This is a genomic window from Cupriavidus sp. LA-1 (genome assembly GCF_055385985.1).
Window position 1 is genome coordinate 1,923,618 of record NZ_AP031388.1, and the last position, 24,593, is coordinate 1,948,210.

The window sequence follows — 24,593 nt, forward strand, 5'->3', positions numbered from 1 at the left end:
CTGACAACCATTGGTTGTCACTATTCCAAGCCGCCATGACGATGAAGCTCCACCAGATCCAGGCCCTGGTCGCCGTGGCCGACGCCGGCAGCATCCGCGCCGCGGCCCGGCTGGTCGGGCTGTCGCAGGCGGCCGTGACCAAGGCGCTGCGCGAGCTGGAGAGCGAGGCGCGGCTGCCCTTGCTGTCGCGTACCGCCAGCGGCGTGGCGCTGACCGAGGCGGGGCAGCGCATGCTGGGCCATGCCCGGCTGGTGGTCGGGCAGCTCGCCCGCGCCAGTGAAGAGCTGGCCACGTTGCGCGGCGAAGGGGTGGGGCGGCTGAGCATCAGCGTCACGCCGTGGGTGATGCTGACCTTCCTGCCGCGCGTGCTGCTGCGCTTTCGCGAACGCATGCCGGGCGTGCAGGTGGAGATCTTCGAAGGCCTGACCGCGGTGGCCTTGCCCCGCCTGCGCGAAGGCACGCTGGACTTCGCGGTGGGGCCGTTCACGGCCGCGATGTCCACGCAGGAGTTCGAGTGCGAGCCGCTGCTGGCCTACACCTCGTGCGTGATCGCGCGGCGCGGGCACCCGAGCGCGGGGGCGCGCTCGCTGCACGGGCTGCTGCAGCAGGACTGGGTCGTCAACTACACCGCGGCGAGCTACGAGTCCTTTATGCGCAACCTGTTCTGGCAGCATGACGCGCGGATCGAACCGGCGCGGCTGCACTGCGCGCACTCCACCGCGCTGCTGCTGGAGCTGATCCGCAATGCCGGCATGATCAGCTATTGCCCGCGGCCGCTCTTGCTGACCGAGCCGATGCGCGGCTGGGTCCATGCCTTTGCGCTGGCCGAACAGTTCGAGACCAGCCGGCTCGGCATCATCACGCGCCACAACGCGGTGCACAGTCCCGCGGCGCAGTGCTTTACCGATTGCCTGCTGCAGGAGATCCGGCGCCGTGCGCGCTCGGCGGCGGCGAGGGACAGCGAGTTGTTCGACGCGCTGGAAGTCTTGTACTGAACGTCACGGCCGGCGCCGGGGCGGCGCTTCTTCGTGGGGCTGCGTGCCGCCCTCTGGGCCGCGCCGCAAGGGTTGCGGCAGGGCAATACACTCGGTCTAGCCCCGCCTTGCCTCGCGGTGTGTCGTGCGCCGCGCATCCGGTTCGCCGCAGTAATGCAGGATCTCGGCGCGGGCGGTATTGCGCAGGCGCATGGCGGCCGCCCAGTCTGCGCCGTCCGGCCAGAGCGGGCGCCCGATGACCACGCCGATCGGTCCCCGGCGCGGCAGCCACTGGCCGTCGCGCAGCACAGAGCGGGTGCCGCGGATGGCGATGGGTACCACCGGCGCGCCGGCCCGCGCGGCCGCCAGGAAAGCGCCCGAGCGGAAGGCCTGCAGCCCCGGCGCACGCCCGAAAGTGCCTTCCGGGAAGAACAGCGCCGAATGCCCGGCACGCACCGCCGCCACCACGCGCTCCACGTCCTCGTGCTCGCGCACTGCATCGAAGCGATCGATAAAGTCGGCGCCGATGCTGGCCAGGTAGGTGCCTGGAATGCGCTGGCCCTGCAGTTCGCGCTTGGCGACCATGCACACCGGCGTGGGCAGCGCCGCCACCAGCACGATGCCGTCCAGGTAGCTGGCGTGGTTCGAGACCAGGATGCAGGGCCGGTCGCGCGGCAGGTGTTCAAGCCCTTGCACGAACCAGGGGACCGCGCCCAGCCTGAGCAACAGCCGGGCGGCGTGGTGGCTGAAGGTCCAGCCCAGGGCCGGCCGGCGCAGCGCGACCGCTGCCAGCCAGGTCACAGGCGCCAGCGTTGCGAACAGGGTCCAGGCGTAGAGGGCGTAGGACAGGCCCGCGGCGGTCTGCCGGCCACGTCGCAGCTCCGGTCCCAGCGCGCGCCAGCCAAAGCGCGCGATCTGCAGCCAGGGCGCTTGCACGCCGCGGCCGCGGCGTCCGTGCTCGAAGCGCTCGCGGCAGGCGGCGCGCCGGATCTTGCCGCTCGACGTCTTCAGGATGCTGTGCGGCGGCACCAGGGCGATATGGTCCGGCGGCATGCCCAGCACGTCCAGCGCGGTCTGCAGCGCATGCCGGTGCAGCGCGCGGCGCGCCTGCACATCCCTCTCGGAGGTTTCCGCCATCACCACGATGCGTTCGGTGCCGCTCTCCGGATCGGCGCTGCCGAACACGGCCACGCAGCCCTTGCGTATGCCGGGGATGGCGCCGACCGCCTGCTCCAGTTCGTAGGGATAGATATTGCGGCCGCCGCGCACGATGGTTTCCTTGGCGCGCCCGGTGATATAGACCTCGTCGGCGGCAATATAGGCGTAGTCCCCGGTGTTCAGCCAGCCGCGGTCGAACAGCTGCCGGGTCTGCACGGGATTGCGGAAATAGCCGCTGGTGGCCGAAGGGCCGCGGAACTGCAGCAATCCCTCATGCCGCTCGGCCAGTTCGCGCCCGGTGGCGTCGACGATGCGGACTTCGTGGCCGGGCAGCGGCCGGCCGCAGGACGGGAATTCCAGGGTCTCGCGCTTGCCAGGGGATTCGCGTTCGCCAGGGGGTCGGGATGGCACGGCCACGGCAGCGCGCATGAATTCGGCGCGGTCGATGCAGTCGGCAGCCAGCGCGCGGCCCAGCGGCGGAAAGGTCAGGCCCAGCGACGCCTCCGCCAGTCCGTACACCGGCGCGGCGGCCTGCGGGCGCAGGCCGTAGCGGGCAAAGCGCTCGAGGAAGGCGCGCATGGTCTGCAGGCTTACCGGCTCCGCGCCATTGAAGGCGAAGCGCCAGCTGGACAGGTCCAGTCCGGCCAGGTCGGTGCCGCCCAGCTTGCGCAGGCACAGCTCGTAGGCAAAGTTGGGCCCGCCCGAGAGCGTGCCGCGGTACTTGTGGATCGCCCAGAGCCAGCGCTCGGGCCGCGCCAGGAAGGCCAGCGGCGACATCACCACCAGCGGGTACGCGTAATACAGGCTGCCCAGCCAGGCCCCGATCAGGCCCATGTCGTGATAAAGCGGCAGCCAGCTGACAAAGACATCCTGCGCGCCGACGGCCAGGACCTTGCCCATGGCGCGCAGGTTGGCCAGCAGGTTGGCATGGGTGAGCACCACCCCCTTGGGCGAGCCGGTGCTGCCCGACGTATATTGCAGCAGGGCGATGTCGTGCGTGCGCAGCGTCGCCTGGACCGGGGTGCCGGCGCTGTCCTCCAGCTCCTGCGGCGTGAGCACGCTTTGCAGCGTTCCGGTGCAGGCCTTGAGCAGGGCAGCCAGCGGCCGCGCCTGGGCCACCGTGATCAGGATCGGTGCCTGCGCGTTGGCCAGGATGCCGGCGTGGCGCTGCAGGTGGTCGCCGATCTGCGCCAGCCGCGCCGGCGGGTACAGCGGCACCGGAATCCCGCCGGCCAGCAGGATGCCGCAGAAGCTGTAAAAGTACTCGGGGCTGGTGGGCAGCATGATGGCGACAGTCGTGCCGGCCTGCACGCCGCGGGCGGCCAGGCCGGCGGCGATCGCCGCGGCGCGGTGGTGCAGTTGCGCAAAGCTGATCGGCGTGTCTGCGCCGTCGCCGTCCAGCAAGACGATGTGGGTGCGTTCCGGATGGCTGCGCAGGTGCCAGCGCAGCACGTCCGGCAAGTCGGTGGCGCCTTCGGGCGCCTGCTCCGCCGGCGTAGGGCGGGCTTGCCGCAGGTGCGTGGCGCTGGCGCCTGGCGGCAGGTCCTGGGCGGCGAGCAAGGCACGCAGCAGGGCGCGCGGGGTATCGGCCTGGCCCAGCACCTGCTCCGGCAGGCTCACGCCGAAGCTTTGCTCGATCCGGGTCAGCAGCTCGGCACGCGTCAGGCTGTCGAAACCCAGTTCGCCTTCAAGTGCGCTGTCCAGCGAGACCGTGGCGTCGGCTTCGGCCTCCGCTGCCGGGTGCGTGGCCGATGACATCTCCCGTACGATGCCGAGCAGGGCATCCTCGTAGTTGCGCCTCGGAGATGAGCCTTCTTTCATGCGTGTCTCGCCTTTTCCACACGCATCGGCGGGCGGGTGCTGGCTGGCCCTGCCCTGCCTGATGACGCCTGGACTGACACCCCTAAGATAGGCTGCCTCCGGAAATTGTCGAGGCAGGTGCCGAACCGGGCACCGGCCGGCAGGCCCTGCGGCTTTCTGGTCGCGATTTGCCTGTTCCGCCATAGGCCATTAAGGTGTCGGCTTTGGCCGGCGCACACCGGGGTACCGGGGGGCTGGCCGGACCGGAGCCCGCCCTATGACCACGCCCCAGCCCGACGACCACACCCGCCGCATCATGCTGTGGGTGGTGGCGGTCGGCTTCTTCATGCAGACGCTGGACTCGACCATCGTCAACACCGCGCTGCCGTCGATGGCGCGCAGCCTGGGCGAGAGTCCGCTGCGGATGCAGTCGGTGGTGATCGCCTACTCGCTGACCATGGCGGTGGTGATCCCGGCCTCGGGCTGGCTGGCCGACCGCTTCGGCACCCGCACCATCTTCCAGACCGCGATCGGGCTGTTCGTGGTGGGCTCGCTGCTGTGCGCCTACGCGCCGACGCTGAACTTCCTGATCGGCGCACGCGTGGTGCAGGGCGTGGGCGGGGCCATGCTGCTGCCGGTGGGGCGGCTGGCGGTGCTGCGCACCTTCCCGCGCGACCAGTACCTGCAGGCGCTGAGCTTCGTCGCCATCCCCGGCATGATCGGCCCGCTGATCGGACCCACATTGGGCGGCTGGCTGACGCAGGCCCTGTCCTGGCACTGGATCTTCCTGATCAACGTGCCGGTCGGCGTGCTGGGCGCACTGGCCACGGTGCGCTACATGCCCAATGCGCGGCTGACCGGCCTCGGTCCCTTCGACACCGCCGGCTACCTGCTGCTGGCCATCGCCATGCTGGCGCTGTCGTTCTCGCTCGACGGGCTGGCCGGGCTGGGCTTCCAGCACGCCACCGTGCTGATGCTGCTGATTGCCAGCATGGCCGCGCTGACCGCCTACGGGCTGCACGCCAACCGCCGCAGGCAGCCGCTGTTCGCGCTGCGGCTGTTCCGCATCCACAGCTTCAGCGTCGGGCTGCTGGGCAACCTGTTCGCGCGCATCGGCAATGGCTCGATGCCCTTCCTGATCCCGTTGACGCTGCAGATCAGCCTGGGCTATTCGCCGTTCAATGCGGGCCTGATGATGCTGCCGGTGACTGCCGCCGGCATGGCATCCAAGCGGCTGGCCACGCGCCTGATCCAGCGCCATGGCTATCGCCGCGTGCTGGTCGGCAACACCTTCATGGTGGGCCTGGTGATGGCCGCCTTCGCGCTGATCACGCCGCAGCTGCCGCTGTGGCTGCTGATTCCGTTGCTGGCCGTGTTCGGCATGGTCAATTCGATCCAGTTCACGGCCATGAACACGGTCACGCTGAAGGACCTGAGCGGCGCCGGTGCCAGCAGCGGCAACAGCATGCTGTCGATGGTGCAGATGCTGTCGATGAGCCTGGCCGTGACGTCGGCGGGCGCCTTGCTGGCGACCTTCCAGACCCGCTTCGGCGGCGATACCGCGGCGGTGCTGCCGGCCTTCCATGCTACCTTCGTCTGCATGGGGCTGATCACCTGCGCGTCGGCCTGGATCTTCATGCAGCTGGGGGCCCGGGAGGCCCCGCCGGCGCTCGCGGGCGGGCACGGGGAGAAGGAGGTGTGAGCTGCCGCGCCTTGCAGCCCGCATGACATATGCGCCGCTTTGCGGCGCGGCTGCGAACTTACCCCGCACCTGCGGGCTCCTATTTCTATCCATAGGAGCCGGCAGTACCCGGTAAAGGAGGGGGCCATGCAGCCGACTGGCAAGCCCGAACCCGCCATCCCCCTGTCGCCAGCCCCGATTGCCGGCGGCTGCATGGTGCCGCGCACCGGCCCGGCCACGCCTGACGGCGCCGGCGCCGGGCCGGGGCCCGCCGCGGCGCCCGGCAAGGTGCATGCGGCGGCGCGGCCCGTGCTGGTCACGCACCGCGACTGCCCGCCGCCGCACGCGCTGCCCGGCTGCGCCTGCGCCGACATGCTGTCGCCCGCGGCTCGCTACGGCGAGTTGTTCGTCGATGTCCAGCACAGCGGCCTGTTTGCCGACAGCAAGACCTTCCCGGACTGCATTCCCAATGGCGACCCGGACCTGATCGTGGCGCGCTACCGTGCATTGCGCGACACGCCCGGCTTCTCGCTGGCCGATTTCGTGCAGGCGTATTTCACCCGCGCCACGGTGCCGGACAGCCACTACGTGTCCGAACCCGCCAGCACCTTGCGCGAGCATATCGACAGCCTGTGGCCGGTGCTGACGCGCGAGCCCGTGGCCCATCCGCCGCAGTCGTCGCTGTTGCCGCTGCCGCACCGCTACGTGGTGCCGGGCGGCCGCTTCGGCGAGCTGTACTACTGGGATTCCTACTTCACCATGGAGGGCCTGGCCGGCAGCGGGCGCGGCGACCTGATCGTGGAAATGGCGCGCAACTTCGCCTACCTGATCGACAACTACGGCCTGGTGCCGAACGGCACGCGCAACTACTACCTGAGCCGCTCGCAGCCGCCGGTGTTTGCGCTGATGGTGGACCTGCTCGAGCGCGAGCAACTGGCCAGCGCCATCGACTTCCTGCCGCAACTGCGCCGGGAATACGATTTCTGGATGGATGGTGCCGACTGCGTGCGGCCCGGCCACGCGCACCGGAGGGTGGTCTGCCTGCTGGACGGCGCCGTGCTGAACCGCTACTGGGACGACCGCGCGTGGCCGCGCGAGGAAGCCTTCCTGGAAGACATAGAGACCGCGATGCGCAGCGGCCGGCCCCACCACCTGGTGTTCCGCGACCTGCGCGCCGCGGCGGAGTCGGGCTGGGACTTCAGCTCGCGCTGGCTCGATGCGCCATGCACGCCAGCCTCCCATCCCGCCGACCTGGCCACCATCCGGACCACGGCGATGTTGCCGGTCGACCTGAACGCGCTGCTCTGGCACCTGGAAATGCGCCTGGCCGCGCTGTGCGAACAGGCGGGCGACGCCGCGGCACAGGCTTACCGTACCGCGGCGCAGCGGCGCGAGGCGGCCATCCAGCAAACCATGTGGGACGGCAGCGCGGGCGCCTTTGTCGACTATGACTGGTGCCGCGGCGCGCCGCGCCAGTGCCTGACCGCGGCAACCGTGATGCCGCTCTATCTCGGCCTGGCCCAGGCACCGCAGGCGCAAGCCGTGGCCCGGGCGGTGACGGACCGGCTGCTGGATGCCGGCGGCCTGGCCACCACGGAATGCAGCTCGGGCCAGCAATGGGACCATCCCAACGGCTGGGCGCCGCTGCAATGGCTGGCCGTGCGCGGCCTGGCGCGCTATGGCCACGACGACCTGGCGCGCGAGATCGCGCAGCGCTGGCTGGCGACCGTGGCCAGCCTCTATGTCCATGAATGCAAGCTGGTAGAGAAATACCGCATCAGGCAGAGCGCGGGGCGGGCCAAAGGCGGGGGAGGGGGCGAATACCCGTTGCAGGACGGGTTTGGCTGGACCAACGGGATCGCCAGTGCGCTGATGGCGCTCTATGGCGAGGTGCCGGCCACATGCGGGGCGGCTGACGAGCAGCGGGTCTGAGCCACGGGGCGCGGGGCCCAGCCATCCATGAGCCGGCAAGCCTGGCACACGTCCCGTGACGCATACGTATCCTGATGTCGCCTTTCCGCCGCAAAAGGGAAAAATTCTGAGCCAGATCTAAGGCTTGCCTGATTGGTGGCACTAGGCGCCATCCCTATATTCCAGTTGTCCCCGGCGCGACCGGCAACTGCAAAACCCATCTGGCAGTTGAATGGCGCCACGGGGCGGGGCGAGATCCGACGGATTCCATCGCCGTTCAACCATTTACCTATCTGACTCACCATCATGACTTATAACAAGCTCTTCGCCGCTCTGATCATTACCGGTACCGCCATGGGCGCGCAGTTCGCACATGCGGCGGACCCCACCGCTGACGGCACCATCCAGTTCACCGGCAAGATCACGGCCCAGACCTGCACGATCAACGGCAATGGCTCGGGCTCCAAGGACTTCACCGTTGCGCTGCCGGTTGTCTCGACGACCACGCTGTCCGCCGCAGGCAAGACCGCCGGCCGCACGCCGTTCAATATCTCGCTGACCGGTTGCACGCCGGACAGCGGCAACGTGCATACCTTCTTCGAAGCCGGCACGACCACGGACGCCACCACCGGCAACCTGATCGTGGATGCCGGCGGCGCCGGCAACGTGCAGATCGGCCTGCTGAACGGCAGCGATGCCTCCGCCATCAAGGCCGGCTTTGCCGATGCGGCACAGAACTCCCATGTCGTTGCCATCAACAGCGGCTCGGCCACCTTGCCGTATTTCGCCCAGTACGTGGCAACCGGCGCAGCGACTGCCGGTGCCGCCAACTCGCGCGTGATGTACACCATCGCTTACGAGTAAGCCGCCGGTCCCGGGGTGCGGAGCGTGTTACCGGTGCGCTCCGCACCTTCCCGAACGCCAGGTGTGCCGGTTCACCCGATCAAGTCCCCCGCTATCAACATGAAAAAGACCATCAAGTCCCTGATTTCCGCCGGCGTCATTGCGCTGGGGCTCATGAGTGCGTGGCACGCGCACGCTTCCGTGGTCATAGCGGGCACGCGGGTCATCTATCACGCAAAGGACACCGAGGCCACGATCAAGCTGACCAACGAAGGCAAGGCGCCGGCGTTGACGCAGGCGTGGATCGACAAGGGCGACCCGAAGGCGGCGCCGGCGTCGATCGAAGTCCCGTTTACCGTGACCCCGCCGGTGTCGCGCATCGATCCGGGCAAGGGCCAGACGCTGCGCATCATCTACACCGGCGAGCCGCTGGCGCAGGACCGCGAGTCCGTGTTCTGGCTCAATGTGCTGGAGGTCCCGCCCAAGCCGGCGGCTGACGAGGCCGATGCCAACAAGCTGCAGCTGGCCTTTCGCTCGCGCATCAAGCTGTTCTTCCGTCCCCTGGGCCTGAAGGGCAATGTCGAAGATGCCCCGGGCAGCATCACGTGGCGCCTCGCCCAGGCCGGCGGCAAGCCCGTGCTCGAAGCGAGCAACCCCGGCAAGTATCACGTGTCGTTTGCCAGCCTGGAACTGGTTGGCGGCGGCAAGACCGCAAGGTTCGAAGAGGGTGGCATGGTCGGCCCGGGCGAAACCAAGACGTTCCCGCTGACCGGTGATGTTGCACAAGGCCCCGACGCCAAAGTGCGCTACCACGCCATCAATGACTACGGCGGCGCCGTGAACGGCGAAGCCGCACTGGGCAGCAGCGCCAGCCAGGCCGCTTCGCGCTGACCCCGCTGCCGGGCAGCGCCCGGCGATCTCCAGCCTGATTTCTCCGATTGACGATGCCGCGCAAGCGGCATGGGCAAGTCTTGCCCGCGTATTGCCGGATTTCCCGCATAACACCAATGAAAATCCAGAAGACCTCTTCCTTCCCGTCCCGGCTGCGTCCGGCCAGTGCGGTGGTGCTGTCCCTGTACGCAAGCGTTGGGGCGTGGGCAGCGCCCGGCGGTACCGGCAGGTCGACACTGGTGGCGGAAGTTGAATTCAACGACACCTTCCTGCAGCAGCCCGGCGGCAGCCGCATCGATGTGAGCCGCTTCAACAAGGGCAACGTGGCCTTGCCGGGCAGCTATCGCGCGGACCTGTACGTGAACGAGGCCTGGCTGGGCCGCACCGAAGTGACGCTGCGCCAGGTCGGCGAAGACAGCCGCAATGTGCAGCCGTGCTTTGACCGCGACGCGATCGGGCGCCTGGGTGCAGACCTGGCCAAGCTCTCGCCGGAAGCGTCGGCACGGCTGGATGCGGGATGCGTATCGCTGCCTGACCTGATCCCCGATGCCACGGCCGCCTTCGACAACGGCGAGCAGCGCCTGGACGTCTCGGTGCCGCAGATCGCCATGTCGCGCTCGGCGCGCGGCTATGTCGATCCCAGGTACTGGGACGAAGGCGTGACCGCGGCACGCCTGCAGTACAACGCCAATGTCTACCACTCCGATGCGAGCGGGATGTCGGCCACGCAGAGCTATGTCGGTCTGAACGCCGGGTTCAACTTCGATGGCTGGCGCTTTCGCCATCTCGGCAACCTGACGCACGACGACTTCGCCGGCACGCGCTACCAGAGCGTGCAGACCAGCCTGCAGCGCTCGATCGCGCCGATCAGGAGCCAGTTGGTCATCGGCGATGCCTTCACCGACGGCACCATGTTCGACAGCTTCGGCTTCCGCGGCGTGCAGGTTGCCAGCGACGACCGGATGTACCCGGAATCGCAGCGCGGCTATGCGCCGACCGTTCATGGCATTGCCAACAGCAACGCCCGCGTGCAGATCCGACAGGGCGGCAACATCATCTACGAAACCACGGTTGCCCCCGGCGCGTTCGAGATCAATGACCTCTATCCGACGGGCTACGGCGGCGACCTTGACATTGTCGTGACCGAAGCCGACGGCAGCGTGCATACCTCGCGCATGCCCTATGCCGCGGCCGTCAATGCGCTGCGCCCGGGCGTCACGCGCTTCAGCGTGACCGTGGGCCAGTACCGCAACACGTCGATCCAGAGCAAGCCGCTGCTGATGCAGGGGACGGTACAGCACGGGATCAGCAATATGGTGACCGGCTACGGTGGCTTCATTGTGGCGCAGGACTACACCGCGGTGATGGGTGGCGGGGCGCTGAACACGGACCTCGGCGCCTTCGGCGCCGACGTGACGCAGGCCTGGACCACGCTGCAGAACGCGTCCAGCCGGAGTGGCCAGTCCGTACGGCTCTCATACAGCAAGCTGGTGGCGCCGACCAATACCAACCTGACGCTGGCCGCCTACCGCTATTCCAGCAGCGGCTACCTGAGCATGGCCGATGCCATGGCGCTGCGCGACCTGGACCAGCGCGGCCTGGGCGCGGGCATGTTCATGAGCGGCATCCAGCGCGGGCGCCTGCAGATGACCATCAATCAGATGCTGCCGCAGGGCTATGGTTCGTTCTACCTGTCCGGCTCCACGCAGAACTACTGGAACCGGGGCGGCAGCGACACCCAGTTCCAGGCCGGCTACAACAACAGCTACAAGCGGATCAACTACGGGGTCTCGGCGTCGCGCCAGTTCAATGTGGGCTCGGGCAAGTGGGACACCCGGGTCATGCTCAACGTGGGCATCCCGCTGGGCAAGGGCCAGCACGCACCTTACTCGATGACCAGCCTGACCCACGATTCCACCGGCGGCACCTCGCTGCAGGAATCGGTGACCGGCACGCTGGGCGAGGACAACGCCTTCACCTACGGCGTGAATGCGGGCTACACCGGCGGCGACACCAGGGATACCGCCACTGTGGGGGGCAACGTCGGCTATGTGTCGCCGGTGGCCACGGTGACCGCCAGCGCCAGCACCGGCCGCAACTACTCACAGGCCGGCATCGGCATCAGTGGCGGCATCGTCGCTTACGCGGGCGGCGTGGCATTCACGCCGATGGCGGGCGACACCATGGCCATCATCGAGGCCAAGGATGCAGCGGGCGCGCGCCTGGCCAACGGCAGCGGCTTGCGCGTAGACCCCTGGGGCCATGCCATCGTGCCGACCCTGACGCCGTTCGCCATCAACCAGATCGAGCTGGACCCGAAGGGGCTGCCCATGAGCGTGGAACTGAAGGCCACACAGCAGAACGTGGCACCGACCGCGGGCGCAATCGTCAAGATGAAGTTCGAGACCGACAACCCCGGCCGGGCGGCAATCCTGCGCGCCAGGGGCCCGGATGGCAAGCCGCTGCCGTTCGGCGCGCAAGTGAGCGATGCGCAGGGCCAGAGCATCGGCACCGTTGCGCAAGGCGGCCGTGTCATTGCGCGCGGTCTCCAGGCGGACGCCGGCCAGTTGACCGTGACATGGGGCAGCGGCGCCGCGCAAGGTTGCAAACTGGACTATGCCTTGCCCAAGGTTGGTCGTGTCGCCGGCGCGTCGTACCATGTGGTGGATGCCAGCTGCCGTTGATCGACTGATTCAGTCAAGCTGACTGCCAGACAATGACCTTCACGATGATCTGCCTGTAAGCACGTTAGTGCCATGCCGAAGCACCCAACACGGGCATGAACGATAACCGCATGCCAGCGTGAGGCATAATTCCGAAGTCGGAATTTCACTCACCTCGGGCGCTTGCTGATCCCCACGCCGCGTGCGTTGTGGCGCCACGCATTGCCCGGACGGAGGCCGTCAATGGTCAACTGGCTGTCGCGGGCGCACAAGCGGATTCAAGGCCGCCTGCTCACGGTTGTCGTTGCCTCGCTGATCGTGGTGATCAGCAGCTTCCTTGCCCTGTTCCTCCACAGCCAGTTCCAGCGCATCCTCTGGGAACAGGCGTCGGCCAGCCGCCTGCATTTCGGCGCGGTGCTGGAGGTCAAGGCCACCCATGAGTACTTTGTCCGGCGCATGGCCGAGATCACCGGGCCCGAGTACCGGCTGGTGCGCAGCGACCGGCCGGCTGGCCAGCTCGAAGCCATGTTGCGCGCAGTGCCTGCCGGAAGTGCCCGCACCGTCGAGGTGCCCGGCCTGATCAATCCCGCCACGGTGATGATGGGCGCGCCGTCGCCAGCGGCGGGGCGGCTCGCCACGGCTTCGCACATCGTTCGATTCGCCATCTTCGAGCGCGCGTACTGGGGCACCGCGCCGCAGGGCGTGCGTTCGGCCTTCGTGGCTGGCGACGGGAGCGAGGCGTTCGTGACACCGCCGCTGCCGGATGCGCTGGCGTTGAACGGGCCGCTGGTCGCCGATGCTGTCAGCAACTGGGCGAAGGCGCTGTCGAACCGGTCGCGCGAGGCCCGGCACAAGGCGGCCGCGGCACCGCTTTGGGCCGGGCCCTATCCGGGCTATCCGGGCACCATCGAGCAGGGCCAGTTGCTGAGCTGCTTCCTGCCAGTCCGCGACGCCGGTGGAAACCTGCTGGCGTATGCCGCGACTGCCATTCAGGTCCGCGCGCTGACGGGCGATGCCAGCGTGCCGGAGGGCAGGCGTGCGGTGTTCTTCGATGGCGGGGGCCGGTTGCTTTTCCAGGGCGACGACGCAGGCTGGCTGCGCACGCAAGGGCTGGGGGAGCGGGTGGCGCGCGAGCTGGGCCGCGATCAGCAAGGCGTAGCCTACTGGTTCGAGCAGGGCAGCCTGATGATCGGCAGCATGGCCCGGGATGGCGACTGGCGCGCGGTCTACGTTTACCCGCTGTCGCAGGCGCTGGCGGACCATGGCCTGGCGCTGGCGGCGGCGCTTGTGTTCTACGGGCTTGGCTTCGCCGTGGTGCTGACCGGCGCTGACATCCTGCGGCGACGGGTATTGGTGCCGATGCAGCGCAATGCCGAGCGGATCGAGGACAGCGAGCGCTTCAACCGTGCCGTGATGCAGGCCGCCCCGGTCGGCCTGCGGGTGGTGCGCACCGCGGACGCGCATGTGCGGGCCGAAAATGCGCGGGCCGCGCAGTGGCTGCCGCTCGACACCTGCGTCGCGGGCCGGCCGTGGCTGGATGAGATGCTGGCGCGGCCGGGCACCGGGCCCGCGCGGCTGGAGTTGCAGGTGCCGACCGGCGCCGGGGAGACACGCGACGTGCTGGTGGTCGGCCGTCATACCCGCTTCGAGGGCGAGGACGTGCTGCTGTGCGCCATCCACGATGTCACCGATGAACGAGAGGCGCATCGCGCCCTGGCACGGGCGCGCCAGCTGGCGGAAGAGGCCAGCGCCGCCAAATCGCAGTTCCTCGCCGCCATGAGCCACGAAATCCGCACGCCGTTGTACGGCATGCTGGGCACGCTGGAGCTGCTGTCGCTGACGGAGCTGGCGCAGAGCCAGCGCGAAATGCTGTCGACCATCCAGGCTTCATCGCAGGTCCTGCTGCAGATACTGGACGATCTGCTCGACTATTCGCGCGCCGAGGCCGGCCAGATGGAACTGGACGCCGTGCCTTTCGATCCGGTGGCGCTGCTGGAATCCGTGATGCGTGCCCAGGCGCCGATCGCGCTGCGCAAGGGCCTGGCGCTGTCGAGCTTTCCGCAGCCGGGCTTGCCCTGGCTGGTGGGCGATCCGGTGCGGGTGCGCCAGATCATCGGCAACCTGCTCGGCAATGCGCTCAAGTTCACTGGGGCGGGGCATGTCATCGTGCGCCTGCAGTGGGCGCCTCAGCACGGCGCGGCAGTCGGGGACGGCAAGACGGCCATCCAGATTGAAGTGGAGGACAGCGGCCCGGGCATTGCGCCGGAGGTCCAGGCGCGGCTGTTCCGGCCGTTCGCGCAAGCCGACGCGTCAACGGCCCGGCGTTTTGGCGGGACCGGGCTGGGCCTGTCGATCTGCCGCCATCTGGCCACGCTGATGGGCGGCACGATTGCAGTGGCCAGCGAGCCGGGCCACGGCAGCGTCTTCCGTGTCGTGCTCAGGCTGCCGGAAGGTCCGCCGCGCATGCCGCTCGAGCCGCTGCTGCCGCCGGTGGCCGTGTTGGCGGACGATGAGGCCGTGCTGCACAACGCGCTGGTCAATCTTGCCGCGCTCGGGTGCCGGGCCATTGCCTGTCGCGGGCCCGCACCGGAACCCGGCATGGTGCTGCTGGTTGCCACCCGCAAGGCCCAGACCCTGCCCGGCGGCTACGCCGGCGTGGTCTTCGCCCGCGGCGACGGCCCGGAAGAAGCGCAGCCTGTCGCTGGCGGCTGGCTGGTCAGCGCCTATCACCAGGCAGGCATCCTGCGGGCCTTCTGCAAGGCGGCCGGCATGGCGCCGGTCAGTTCGCCACCGGCGGCTGCCCTGGTGAACCCCACGCCACAGCTGGGTCTGGAGATCCTGGTGGTCGACGACCACCCTTACAACCGGCTGCTGATGCAGCAGCAGCTCGAACGCCTTGGCTGCCGACCGGAGCTGGCCGCCAGCGCCGAAGAAGGGCTGGCGGCGTTCCACCAGCGCAGGTTCGACGTGGTGTTGACCGATGTCCACATGCCCGGGATGGACGGCTATGAGCTGAGCCGCCGGCTGCGCGCGGAAAATGCGTTGCTTCCCATTGTCGGATTGACCGCGAGCATCGCCGAGGGCGAGGCGCAGCGTTGCCTGGATGCCGGCATGAACCGCTACCTGTCCAAGCCGATCCTGTTGGGCGACCTGGCCGAATGCCTGCGCGCCGTGCTGCCGGCGCTTGCACCCGGCCTGGCCCAGGGGGCCGGGGGCGCGGCCGGCCACGCCCGTGCGGAGGATAATCTCGCCAGCATGATGTTGCTGGAACGCACCATGCGCGAGGATTTCCAGCACCTGGCCGCCGCGGCTGGCTGCGGGGAACTGAAGGCGGTCCGCCATCATGCCCATCGCATGCGCGGGGCCATGGCGCACGCCGAGGACGGCGAAGAGATTGTCGAACTGTGCCGGGAACTGGAACTTGGCGCGGCCCAGGCACTGGAAGTCGTGCAGGGCCATGTCGACAACCTTGCGTTGTATCTTGCAGAATACTTTGAAGGTTCTGACAGCCAGAGGGGCGGCCAGCAAGGCAGTCAAGAAAGCGCCCACGAAAGCGGTCAGAAAGGCAAAAAGGATGCGGCCCGAGGCGATTGGCCGGATACTATTTAAGGGTTCCCTTAATTCTGGTTTTTCGGAAGACTCCTAAACTACAAGTCAGCAAAGATGACCGGCACGGAATGCCGGCTCAGTTCTGCGGCGCACAGGCCACTCGCGGGACCGACAAAAAGGCAAGGGGGCATGAATGATCAAGGTAGTAATCGCCGACGACCACCCCGTCGTCCTCGACGGCATGAGCCGGGTGCTGGCGAGTGAAGTGGGCATGCAGATCGTGGGCAGTGCTGCCAATTCCACGCAGTTGGTGGAACTGCTGGAAAGCACGGAGTGCGACGTGATCGTGACCGACTACTCCATGCCCGGCGGGCAATTCGGCGATGGCCTGCCCATGCTGCAGATGCTGCGCCGCCATTACCCCACCACCCGGATCGTGGTCATGACCATGCTGGACAATCCGGCGCTGATCCGCAATATCCAGAAGGTGGGCATTTCCGTGATCCTGAACAAGACCGATCCGGTCCACGAACTGGTGCCCGCGGTGCGTGCCGCGTTCAGCGGGCTGAGCTACCAGCCGGAGTCGGTGCGCGCGATCCTGGCCTCGGGCGGGCTGGATGAACCCTCGCGCCGCCCGGTGCTGACACGGCGCGAACTTGAAGTGATACGGCAATGCGCTGCCGGGGTGCCGGTCATCGAGATCGCGCGCCAGGCCAACCGCAGCAGCAAGACCATCAGCGCGCAGAAGAGCATCGCCATGAAGAAGCTGGGCCTGGCCAACGACTACGAGCTATACGAATACGCCAGGACCAACGGCCTGCTTGGCGGTACCTGATACACCTCCGCGCTTCCTCCTTTCCCTTGCGGGCCAACGCAGCGGCCTGCCTCTGCACGTTCCCCCTGAACTCCGGCTGATTTCATCCCGCCGCCGCTGACGCAGCGCACCGGCTGCGACGCGGCGGCCGTGCGTCATCCAACTGGTCAGAAATTACCGTGGCATTTTCAGGCTTGGCTGATTTCGCAAGCCAGGCGGATAGCCCATCCTGACTGCAGGATGACAACGCTGGAGCGTAAGGCGGCCATGGAAAAAATCCGGGTGATCGTCGCGGACTCGCAACCTGTCATGCGGCGCCTGCTGGGCCGGCGGCTCGCGGCCAGCGCCAGCATCGATCTGGTTGGCCTGGTGGGTGACGAAACAGGCCTGGTGCAGGCTCTGCTGAAGGGGTCGTGCGACGTCGTGGCATTGCGTTTCCCCCTTGAGGACGCCGGCGCCGCCGATCCTTCCGGTTACGCACGTCTCGGCGCGCGGCTTGCCGCGCTGGGCCGGCAGCGCGTGGTCGCCATCGCCAACGTCGCGGATCGTGGCGGCGTGCTGCGGCTGCTCAAAGATGGCTGCCGCAATGTCGTGACCGCCAGGGACAACGTCGACGAGGTGGTGAAGGCGGTCTGCATGGCCCACCTGGACCTGGCCTCGGTCTCGGAACTCGCCTGTGAACTGATCTGGGGCAGGCCATGCAGCAGCCTGGCGGATGGCACGGACTGGGCCGAGTTGCTGACCACCCGCGAAAGCGAGGTGTTGCGCCTCTACCTTTGCGGCATGTCCGTGACCGAGATCGCCATACGTACCGGCCGCAACGTCAAGACGATCAGCACGCAAAAGCAGAGCGTCATGCGCAAGATCGGCGCCGAGAACGACGTGGAGCTTGCCGCCTTCGCCATCCAGCGCGGCATGTTGTGAGATGGCCGGCGCTGCCGGCGGCTACGCTCACGACGATTTTGGAACTGGCCGGATGCTCCGGGCAGTCGCGATGTCAAGACGAGGAATGCGATGAAAAGGCTGGTGTCGACCGGCAGCAGCTCCGCGTTGCCGTTGAGCATTCGCCAGATTCGATATCTGGTCTGCCTGTTCTCGGCCTGCGTGCTGGGCCTGACCGTACTGTCCTGGGGAGTGCTGCTGCATTACCGCCTGCGCGAGGCGATCGACCGGCAGGAGATGGTGCTGCAGTCGCAGTCCGAACAATTGCAGGCAAAGCTGCATTGGGCCGAAGCCCTGACCGTGCGTGCGCAGGGATCGCTGGCGCGGCTTGCCGACATCGGCCTGGCCGACGAGCTGGCCGCGCTCAGCGATGAGCAATGGACCGAACGCCTGCTGCGCCGCGGCGAACGCCAGTACATCCCGCTGCTGCTCGCGGCGGGCCACGCCGGGACGCCGGGCACCAGGCTGAAAAGCCTGGCCGACATGATGACGTTCACCTTCCGCGTCAACAACCTGCAGTATCGCGACGTGCAGAATGCCTACCTGATCGACCTGCAAGCCGACCAGTTCTACGTCATCCCGCGCCGGCTGGAACCGGCGCGCGCGTTGCTGCAGCGTGACGATGCGCGCCAGACATTGCTGCGCGACACCCTCACGCGCCTGCGCACCGATGCCCTGCTCGCACGCCTGCGCGCCCATCCGGGCCAGGCAATGGTGCTGCCGCCGGCGCAGGACTGGGTCAGCGGCATGCGCACGGTCACCTTCGTCACCCTGGTGCCATGCGCGGGCGAGCCGGCCGCGCTGCTTGCCATGGAGTTTCCGCTGTCGCCGATGCTGCCGGACGGGCAGACCGTCGATGGCGATTTCATGCTGGTGACCGATGCCGGCACGGTGCTGACCGCGGACGGCATGCCGGGCGGCACCCTCGACCAGCCGGTCGTGGCAGCGCTTGCGGCGCACGGTGCGCGCCCGGGTATGGTGCGCTCGGCGCTGGTGCGGCAAGGGCTGGACCATGCCGTGGTGCTGGAGTACCAGCTTGACGCCTGGGGCTGGCGCACGGTGGGCGTGGTCGGGTTCCGCCACGTGTGGCACCAGTTCCGGCACAACACCTTGTGGATGCTGGGCCTGACCGGTTCGCTGTCGGTGCTGATCCTCGCGTGGATCTGGCTGATCGACCGCCGCATCATGCGCCCGGCGCAGCGCCAGTCCCTGCGCCTGCAGGAAAGCGATGCTCTCGGGCGGTTCGTGATCGAAGTTGCCGGCGTCGGCCTGATGATCGTCGAGCGCAGCACGCGGCAGGTGCTGCTGGCCAATGCCGCCGCGCAGTCGCTCATCGACCAGGCCACGTCCGCGGGCCTGGCGCAGCTGCAGGATGCCTGCGACGCGCGGCTGACCAGCGGCGACGCCGACGCTGAAGGGCCGCCGCAGGTACTGCCCCGTTTCGATGTGCACATGGCTGGCCGCTACGGCGAGATGCGGTCCCTGGAGGTGCGGCTGGTAGAGATTACCTATGAAGGCCGTGCCGCAGTGCTGTGCGCCCTCAACGACGTCACCGAGGCGCGGCGCAGCGAAGCGCGCCTGCGCGAGGCGATCCGCGCCGCGGACGCCGCCAACCATGCCAAGTCTTCGTTCCTGGCCACCATGAGCCATGAAATCCGCACGCCGCTCAACGGCATGCTGGGCAGCATCGAGCTGCTTGGCATGACCCGGCTCGATTCGCGCCAGCGCGACCAGCTGGCGGTGATGCAGCATGCCTCGCAGTCGCTGATCGACATCATCAACGACGTGCTCGACTTCAGCAAGATCGAGGCCGGGCAGATGTCGCTGCAGCCGCGGCCGTGCCGCCTCGATGAGATCGTCGAGGAAGTGACCCGGCGCTTTGCGGCGGAGGCCGCGCGCAAGCAGTTGCGCCTGCTCTGCGTCAATGACCCGTCACTGGCCGAGCCGGTGACGGCCGACGTGGTCAAGCTGGAGCAGATCCTGAACAACCTGGTCAGCAACGCGGTCAAGTTCACCGAACAGGGCAAGGTAATCGTCACGGCCATGCGCAAGCCGTCAATCGATGGCAACGGTGCGGATGGTGTCGAGATCCGCGTGATCGACACCGGCATCGGCATCGACGCGCAGGACCAGAGCCGCCTGTTCGAGCCCTTCGTGCAGGCCGAGCAGCCCGACACGCGCCACTATGGCGGCTCCGGCCTGGGGCTGTCGATCTGCCGCCGGCTGGTCGAGTTGATGCGCGGCGAGATCCGCGTTGTCAGCGAGCCGGGCCTGGGCAGTTGCTTTATCGTCAGCCTGCCGCTGGCCCGCGCCGGCATCAGCGCCGGTATCGAAGCGCCGGCGGACACGTGGCCGCAGGCCGCGCTGCGCGGACTGACGGTCGGTCTCAATGTCACCTTGCGCGAGCTTTACCACGGTGTGGAGCAACTGCTGCAGTTCTATGGCGCGCGTGCCGTCAGGTACGATCCCGAAGCACCGCCGGCGACGCCGGTCGACGTCCTGGTCTGCGACGAGGAGGCCATGCGCCGCTGCCCGGATGCAGATGTGGTGGTGTCGGCGATGGCGCCGGCGGTGCCGGACCTGACCCAGACGCCGGTGGTGGCATCCCCTTACGCGTGGCGCGGCCTGCTCGCGGCCATCGCCGCCGCCGCGGGCGCGGAGGTGGCGCAGGCGCAGGCAGCAGCGCCTGCGCGCGACGACGCGCCCGCCACGCAGCTGGCCTTGCTGCTGGTGGAAGACCACCCCATCAACCAGGTGGTGATGCGCGAGCAGCTGGAAAACCTGGGTCAATCGGTCGACCTGGCCAGCGACGGCCCCGAGGCCCTGTTGCTGGCGTCGGGACGGCGCTATGACCTGATCCTGACCGACCTGCAGATGCCCGGCATGGACGGCTTCACACTGGCGCGGCGGCTGCGCGACGCCGGCCATGCCATGCCTATCGTCGCCATCACCGCGAGCGTGGGGCCCGATGTGGCCGAGCGCTGCCAGCAGGCCGGCATCGACCGCTGCCTGACCAAGCCGGTCGGTCTGCCGACGCTGCGCCAGCTGCTGGAAGACTTGTCCGGCACCCACCTGGCAACGCGGGCAACGCCAGGCCCGCATGCGGGCAGCGACGCGCTGCTGCACGCCGAAGCGCTGCGCCGCGACCAGCGCGCACTGGCCGAGGCCCTGCTGGCGGGCGATGCCGAGGCGTTCGCCCAACGGCTGCACGGGTTGGCGGGGGCGCTTTCGGTCATGGGCCATGCGCTGCAGAGCCAGGCTTGCCGCTGGCTGGAGCAGGCGGTGCGGCGCTCGGGGCTGGCCGCCATTGGCGCTGACTGGCAGGCCTTCCATGCCGAACTGGAGCAACTGGCGGACGGGCTGGAACTGCAGGGCGGCAATCAAGCGCCCGATTTAAGGCATGCCTGATGGCGTGGCCACGCGCCGGGCCCGATACTGCGTCCGTGGGGCATCACGCCCTGGTCGCCCCACATTCTCCCGGTGCGTTTCGCTGCGAGATTTTCCCTGCCGCCTGCTTCCCCAGCAGGCGATCTTTTTTTGGTTGGAGTTGTTGCTGAAGCACTCTTGCCGCCTGTGGGACGAGCGGACAAGTATCTGGCACGTATTGTCAAGCTGACGTGAGAGCCGCTTAGTAGAATCCGGAGCCCTATGCAGCCTGGGCCGCCGTCTGGTCGCGCCCTGGCAGCTGCCCGTGAATGCCCTCCCGGAGTCGATCCAGGGAGCGCAAAGCCAATGCCCATGCCGCCACGTACCTCTTCCATTGTGATCGCGGATGATCACCCGGTGATTCAACTCGCAGTCAAGGCCACCTTGAGCGAGATCCCGAATGTCCAGGTCTCTGCAATGTGCTCATCCGGGAAGGAACTCTGCGCCGCGCTGGAGACGCGGCAGCCCGATCTGATCGTCACGGATTTCACGATGGAGCGCTCCCAGGGCAATGACGACGGACTCCGGCTGATCCATCGACTCAGGCAGTCCTGCCCCAATACGCCGGTCGTCGTCTTCACGATGCTGACCAACGGCGGCCTGCTCACGCGCATCAAGGAGATGGGCGTCAACGCCATCGTGGGGAAGCACGAGGCGCCTGGCATCCTGAGGCAAATCTGCATCGACGCGATGGCCGGTTTTGGCCAGCGCCTGTCACCGGGCATGGCGGCCAGGATGTCCGGCGCGGGGGCAGTGGCCGGCGGCAGCGCGAGCCCGCTGTCGCCGAGGGAAATCGAAGTGGTGCGGATGTTTGCGGCCGGCAGCACCGTCACGGCAATCGCCGGGTATCTCCATCGATCCCTCGCCACCGTGGCAACGCAAAAGCGCTCAGCCATGCGCAAGCTGAACATCACCAGCAATGCGGACCTTGTCACCTATGCGCGCGACAACGGCCTGGCCTGATGCAAGGAACTATCGAGCCGCCGGAGCAGTTGTCAGCACAGGCTGCCCACGCAGTCGAGCGGAACCTGCACCGGGAACGCCGGGTGTTCTCGATGGTGGTGGTGTTGCTGGGGCTGGTTGCCATGGCGATCGCCTCGGCAACCGTGTTCGTCCGGCTGAATGGCTCGCTGCGTGCCCAGGAACAGGTCGCGCGCTTGTATGAGCAGGGTGTCGTCGATGCCGTCCTGGAGCGCCGGAGCACCCTGGCCGCGACGAACCTGATCCTGGAGCTGCATGCCAACAGCACACTCCCTTTGTCCGCGGGGAGGCAGGCCCACCGCCTCTGCGCGCAGGTTTCCCCGGCGGCTCCGCCAAATGATGTCCTGCAGCAGAGCTGCGACCAATCCGTGCGGATGCTGACTGCCGCAAGCCAGAAGCCGTCGATTGAAATGATCTCGATCGCGGACGGCGCGACGTATCGCTATGAAACGTCAGGCGCATCGCCAACGCCTGCGCCGATGCCGTCGTCAGCGATTACCAGGACGATCCTTCAGCGCTTCCGGGACCAGGACATGGATTTCCTGCAGGCAGCGAGGGAAAAGCGCGTCGTCTGGCTGGCACTCCCGGCGAGGGCGGCCGATGGGGATCCGGGGATGGTGGGCGCATCGCTGGTCGCGAAGGGCGACGCGCTCTACGCCATCGTCCTGACGCGACTGCGGCTGCGAAGCCTGGCGCGGCCGGCTGCGGCAAACCTGTCCATCCCGGAGCCAATTGTCTTCGACAGCCTTGGCATTCCCCTGGTTGCGGCAGGCGCCAGGGCCAATGCGGAGCGGCTCGACGCCCGGCTCGACGAGCGTCAGGACGGGATGTTCCACTGGGTCCAGGGCTATGGCTGGGCACTGCGCCGGCCGCCACTCGTCGCGGAATTTGGCCACCTGATCTTTGCGCTCCCGATCGGACAGCAGTTCCAGGCAATGCGAGAAGAGTGGATTGCCATCGGCCTGATCACGGCCGCGCTGATTGCATTGCTGGTAGCGACGTACCGATACTGGAACTATCGCTTCCTGACCGTCACCTATGCCGAGGCAGCGCGCGCGCAGCAATTGCAGCAGGAGGCAAGACTTGCGAGTGAGGCGGCGGCCAGGGCCAGGGTGGCCTTCTTTGCGTCGATGAGTCACGAAATACGCACGCCGCTTTCTTCCCTGCTGGGAAACATGGAGCTTGTCGCCATGGGGGCCCTGGAGCCGGAGCAGCGGGCGAGGCTGAGCGCCATGCAGGTGTCCGCCGATGGGCTGCTGCGGATCGTCAACGATGTGCTCGATTTTTCCAAAATCGACCTGGGGGCATTGCGTATTGCGGAAGAGCCCGTCGTGGTCACGGAGCTGCTCAGCCGCATTGCGATCTCGCACGCATCGCTGGCGGCGCAGCGCAGGCTGAGCTTCCTTGCTGTGTATGGCAAGGACATCCCGGCACGGCTCGATCTTGACCCGGTGCGTCTGACCCAGGTCATCAACAACCTGCTTGGCAACGCATTCAAGTTCACCCAGTCCGGAAAGATTGTCCTGCGTGCGCAATGGGTGGACGAGAGTCTTGAGATCGTCATTGCCGACACCGGCATCGGTATACCGGAGGAGTACAAGGGCAGGCTCTTCCAGCCATTCTCCCAGGTCGACAACAATCGTCTTGCGCAGGCCCGGGGCACCGGGCTTGGCCTGTCGATCTGCCTGCGGCTGGTGGAGCGGATGCGCGGCCGTATCGCGCTGGACAGCATATTGGGTGTCGGAACCCGCGTTACGGTCCGCCTGCCCCTTCGTGTTTCGGATCCGGACCGGCCGGCGGTGCACCCCCGTCTGCCGCGGAACCGGACGCTGGTCCTGTCCCGTGAGCCGGAGTGCCTTGAGGGGATGCTCAACCATTTCGACTGGGGGACCTGTGAGCCGTCAGCCCGCTCGGACATGGATGACCCGGTTGACGCTGACAGGTGGGACTGCCTGCTGGTGACCGAAGCATTCGATCCGGACGAAGTCATTGCCTGGTGGCGAAAGCCGGCCTCGATCCTGTGGCTGAAGCAGTTGGGGCCGCTCGTCGCGGTCATGCGGCCGGATGGTGGACGGGAGGTATCTGCCTATAGCCTGTCCGGCATTTTCGATGCCGCGCAGGCGGTCATCACAAAAGCTCCACCGCCGGAGCACGCGGACAGAAGCCGAACCGGGGCCGCCATGCATGAGGAAATCACCGCCGCACTTGCGGGGCTCTCCGTGCTGGTCGCGGAAGACAACCTGCTGAACAGGAATCTCCTGCGGGACCAGCTCCGCGTGCTGGGTGCGAAGGTGATCGAAGCGGGTAACGGTAGCGACGCCATGGCAGCGCTTTCGGCGCAGAGTGTAGACGTGGTTCTGACGGACATAGATATGCCCGTCATGAATGGATTCGACCTGCTCCGTGAGCTGAAGCGGCGCGGGGTGGGGATTCCCGTCTATGCCGTGAGCGCAAGCGCGAGGCCCGAGGATGTGGCTGAAGGGCAGGCCAGCGGATTCACGGGCTATTTCACCAAGCCGGTGTCCGTGGCGGCTCTTGCTTCGGTCCTCGCAGGTGTTGCCGATTCCGCAGGCGCTCCGCACGCGGGCGATGCGAAGGCGGCGCCGGCGTTGCCGGCCGACGAGGATCTCCCCGAGCTGCCGCAGATTCCCGCCGGGTATGCCGGCGCGTTCCTGGCGCAGGCCAGGGCGGACCTGGACGAATACCACGCAATCCGGGCAGTGCGGGACATGCCCCGCCTGGAACGACTGCTGCATCGCATTGTGGGCACGCTCGCGGTCTTCGGGCGCTCAGGACTGTCCGAGCTTTGCGAGGACCTGCGCCATTACGCAGCGGAAGTCGAATGCTGGGACGACGAGGTCGACCTTCAATCCGCGTACATCGCCCAGGGCCTCGGCCGGGTGTATCAGCAACTGGACGCTGGCTGACACTTTCTAATTTCTTTGATAGCGGGGACCGGT

Annotated in this window: 13 protein-coding genes; 12 read left to right on the plus strand and 1 reads right to left on the minus strand. The window is 67.7% G+C overall.

Going from position 1 to position 24,593, the window contains the following annotated elements; all coding sequences use genetic code 11:
- The first annotated feature begins 35 nt into the window (after positions 1-35).
- A complete protein-coding gene (locus ACZ5MJ_RS27900; RefSeq protein WP_464224170.1) occupies positions 36-995 on the plus strand; it encodes a LysR family transcriptional regulator in 960 nt (319 codons plus the stop codon).
- A 96-nt stretch (positions 996-1,091) separates the two neighbouring features.
- Here the strand turns inward: ACZ5MJ_RS27900 and ACZ5MJ_RS27905 are convergent, their stop codons facing one another.
- Positions 1,092-3,953: an AMP-binding protein gene (locus tag ACZ5MJ_RS27905; RefSeq protein ID WP_464224171.1), complete on the minus strand. Its 2,862-nt coding sequence runs from the start codon at positions 3,951-3,953 to the stop codon at positions 1,092-1,094.
- Between the two features lie 256 nt (positions 3,954-4,209).
- On the opposite strand from ACZ5MJ_RS27905, the gene mdtD reads away from it, so the two are divergent.
- The 11 genes from mdtD to ACZ5MJ_RS27960 all read left to right on the plus strand — a co-directional run bounded on the left by mdtD (position 4,210) and on the right by ACZ5MJ_RS27960 (position 24,560).
- On the plus strand, positions 4,210-5,634 hold the full coding sequence (gene mdtD / locus ACZ5MJ_RS27910) for a multidrug transporter subunit MdtD (protein WP_464224173.1): 1,425 nt from the start codon (positions 4,210-4,212) through the stop codon (positions 5,632-5,634).
- Between the two features lie 126 nt (positions 5,635-5,760).
- On the plus strand, positions 5,761-7,545 hold the full coding sequence (gene treF / locus ACZ5MJ_RS27915; protein ID WP_464224174.1) for an alpha,alpha-trehalase TreF: 1,785 nt from the start codon (positions 5,761-5,763) through the stop codon (positions 7,543-7,545).
- A gap of 285 nt (positions 7,546-7,830) precedes the next feature.
- Entirely contained in the window at positions 7,831-8,388 is a 558-nt protein-coding gene (locus ACZ5MJ_RS27920) for a fimbrial protein (protein ID WP_464224175.1), read from the plus strand.
- Between the two features lie 99 nt (positions 8,389-8,487).
- On the plus strand, positions 8,488-9,258 hold the full coding sequence (locus ACZ5MJ_RS27925; protein WP_464224177.1) for a fimbria/pilus periplasmic chaperone: 771 nt from the start codon (positions 8,488-8,490) through the stop codon (positions 9,256-9,258).
- A 116-nt stretch (positions 9,259-9,374) separates the two neighbouring features.
- Positions 9,375-11,942: a fimbria/pilus outer membrane usher protein gene (locus ACZ5MJ_RS27930; protein WP_464224178.1), complete on the plus strand. Its 2,568-nt coding sequence runs from the start codon at positions 9,375-9,377 to the stop codon at positions 11,940-11,942.
- A gap of 222 nt (positions 11,943-12,164) precedes the next feature.
- Positions 12,165-15,530, plus strand: a complete 3,366-nt coding sequence (locus tag ACZ5MJ_RS27935; protein WP_464224180.1) for an ATP-binding protein — start codon at positions 12,165-12,167, stop codon at positions 15,528-15,530.
- 133 nt (positions 15,531-15,663) lie between these two features.
- Positions 15,664-16,305: a response regulator gene (locus ACZ5MJ_RS27940; protein WP_464224181.1), complete on the plus strand. Its 642-nt coding sequence runs from the start codon at positions 15,664-15,666 to the stop codon at positions 16,303-16,305.
- A 129-nt stretch (positions 16,306-16,434) separates the two neighbouring features.
- The gene (locus ACZ5MJ_RS27945; RefSeq protein ID WP_464224183.1) at positions 16,435-17,208 is read left to right on the plus strand and encodes a helix-turn-helix transcriptional regulator; all 774 of its coding nucleotides are present in this window, start codon (positions 16,435-16,437) and stop codon (positions 17,206-17,208) included.
- A gap of 90 nt (positions 17,209-17,298) precedes the next feature.
- Positions 17,299-20,634: a hybrid sensor histidine kinase/response regulator gene (locus ACZ5MJ_RS27950; protein ID WP_464224184.1), complete on the plus strand. Its 3,336-nt coding sequence runs from the start codon at positions 17,299-17,301 to the stop codon at positions 20,632-20,634.
- 330 nt (positions 20,635-20,964) lie between these two features.
- Positions 20,965-21,615 (plus strand): response regulator, encoded by a 651-nt coding sequence (locus ACZ5MJ_RS27955; RefSeq protein ID WP_464224185.1) that lies wholly within the window; start codon positions 20,965-20,967, stop codon positions 21,613-21,615.
- Positions 21,615-24,560, plus strand: coding sequence for a hybrid sensor histidine kinase/response regulator (locus ACZ5MJ_RS27960; protein WP_464224186.1), 2,946 nt, complete (start codon positions 21,615-21,617; stop codon positions 24,558-24,560). The genes ACZ5MJ_RS27955 and ACZ5MJ_RS27960 overlap by 1 nt, the downstream gene beginning before the upstream one ends.
- Positions 24,561-24,593: the final 33 nt, after the last annotated feature.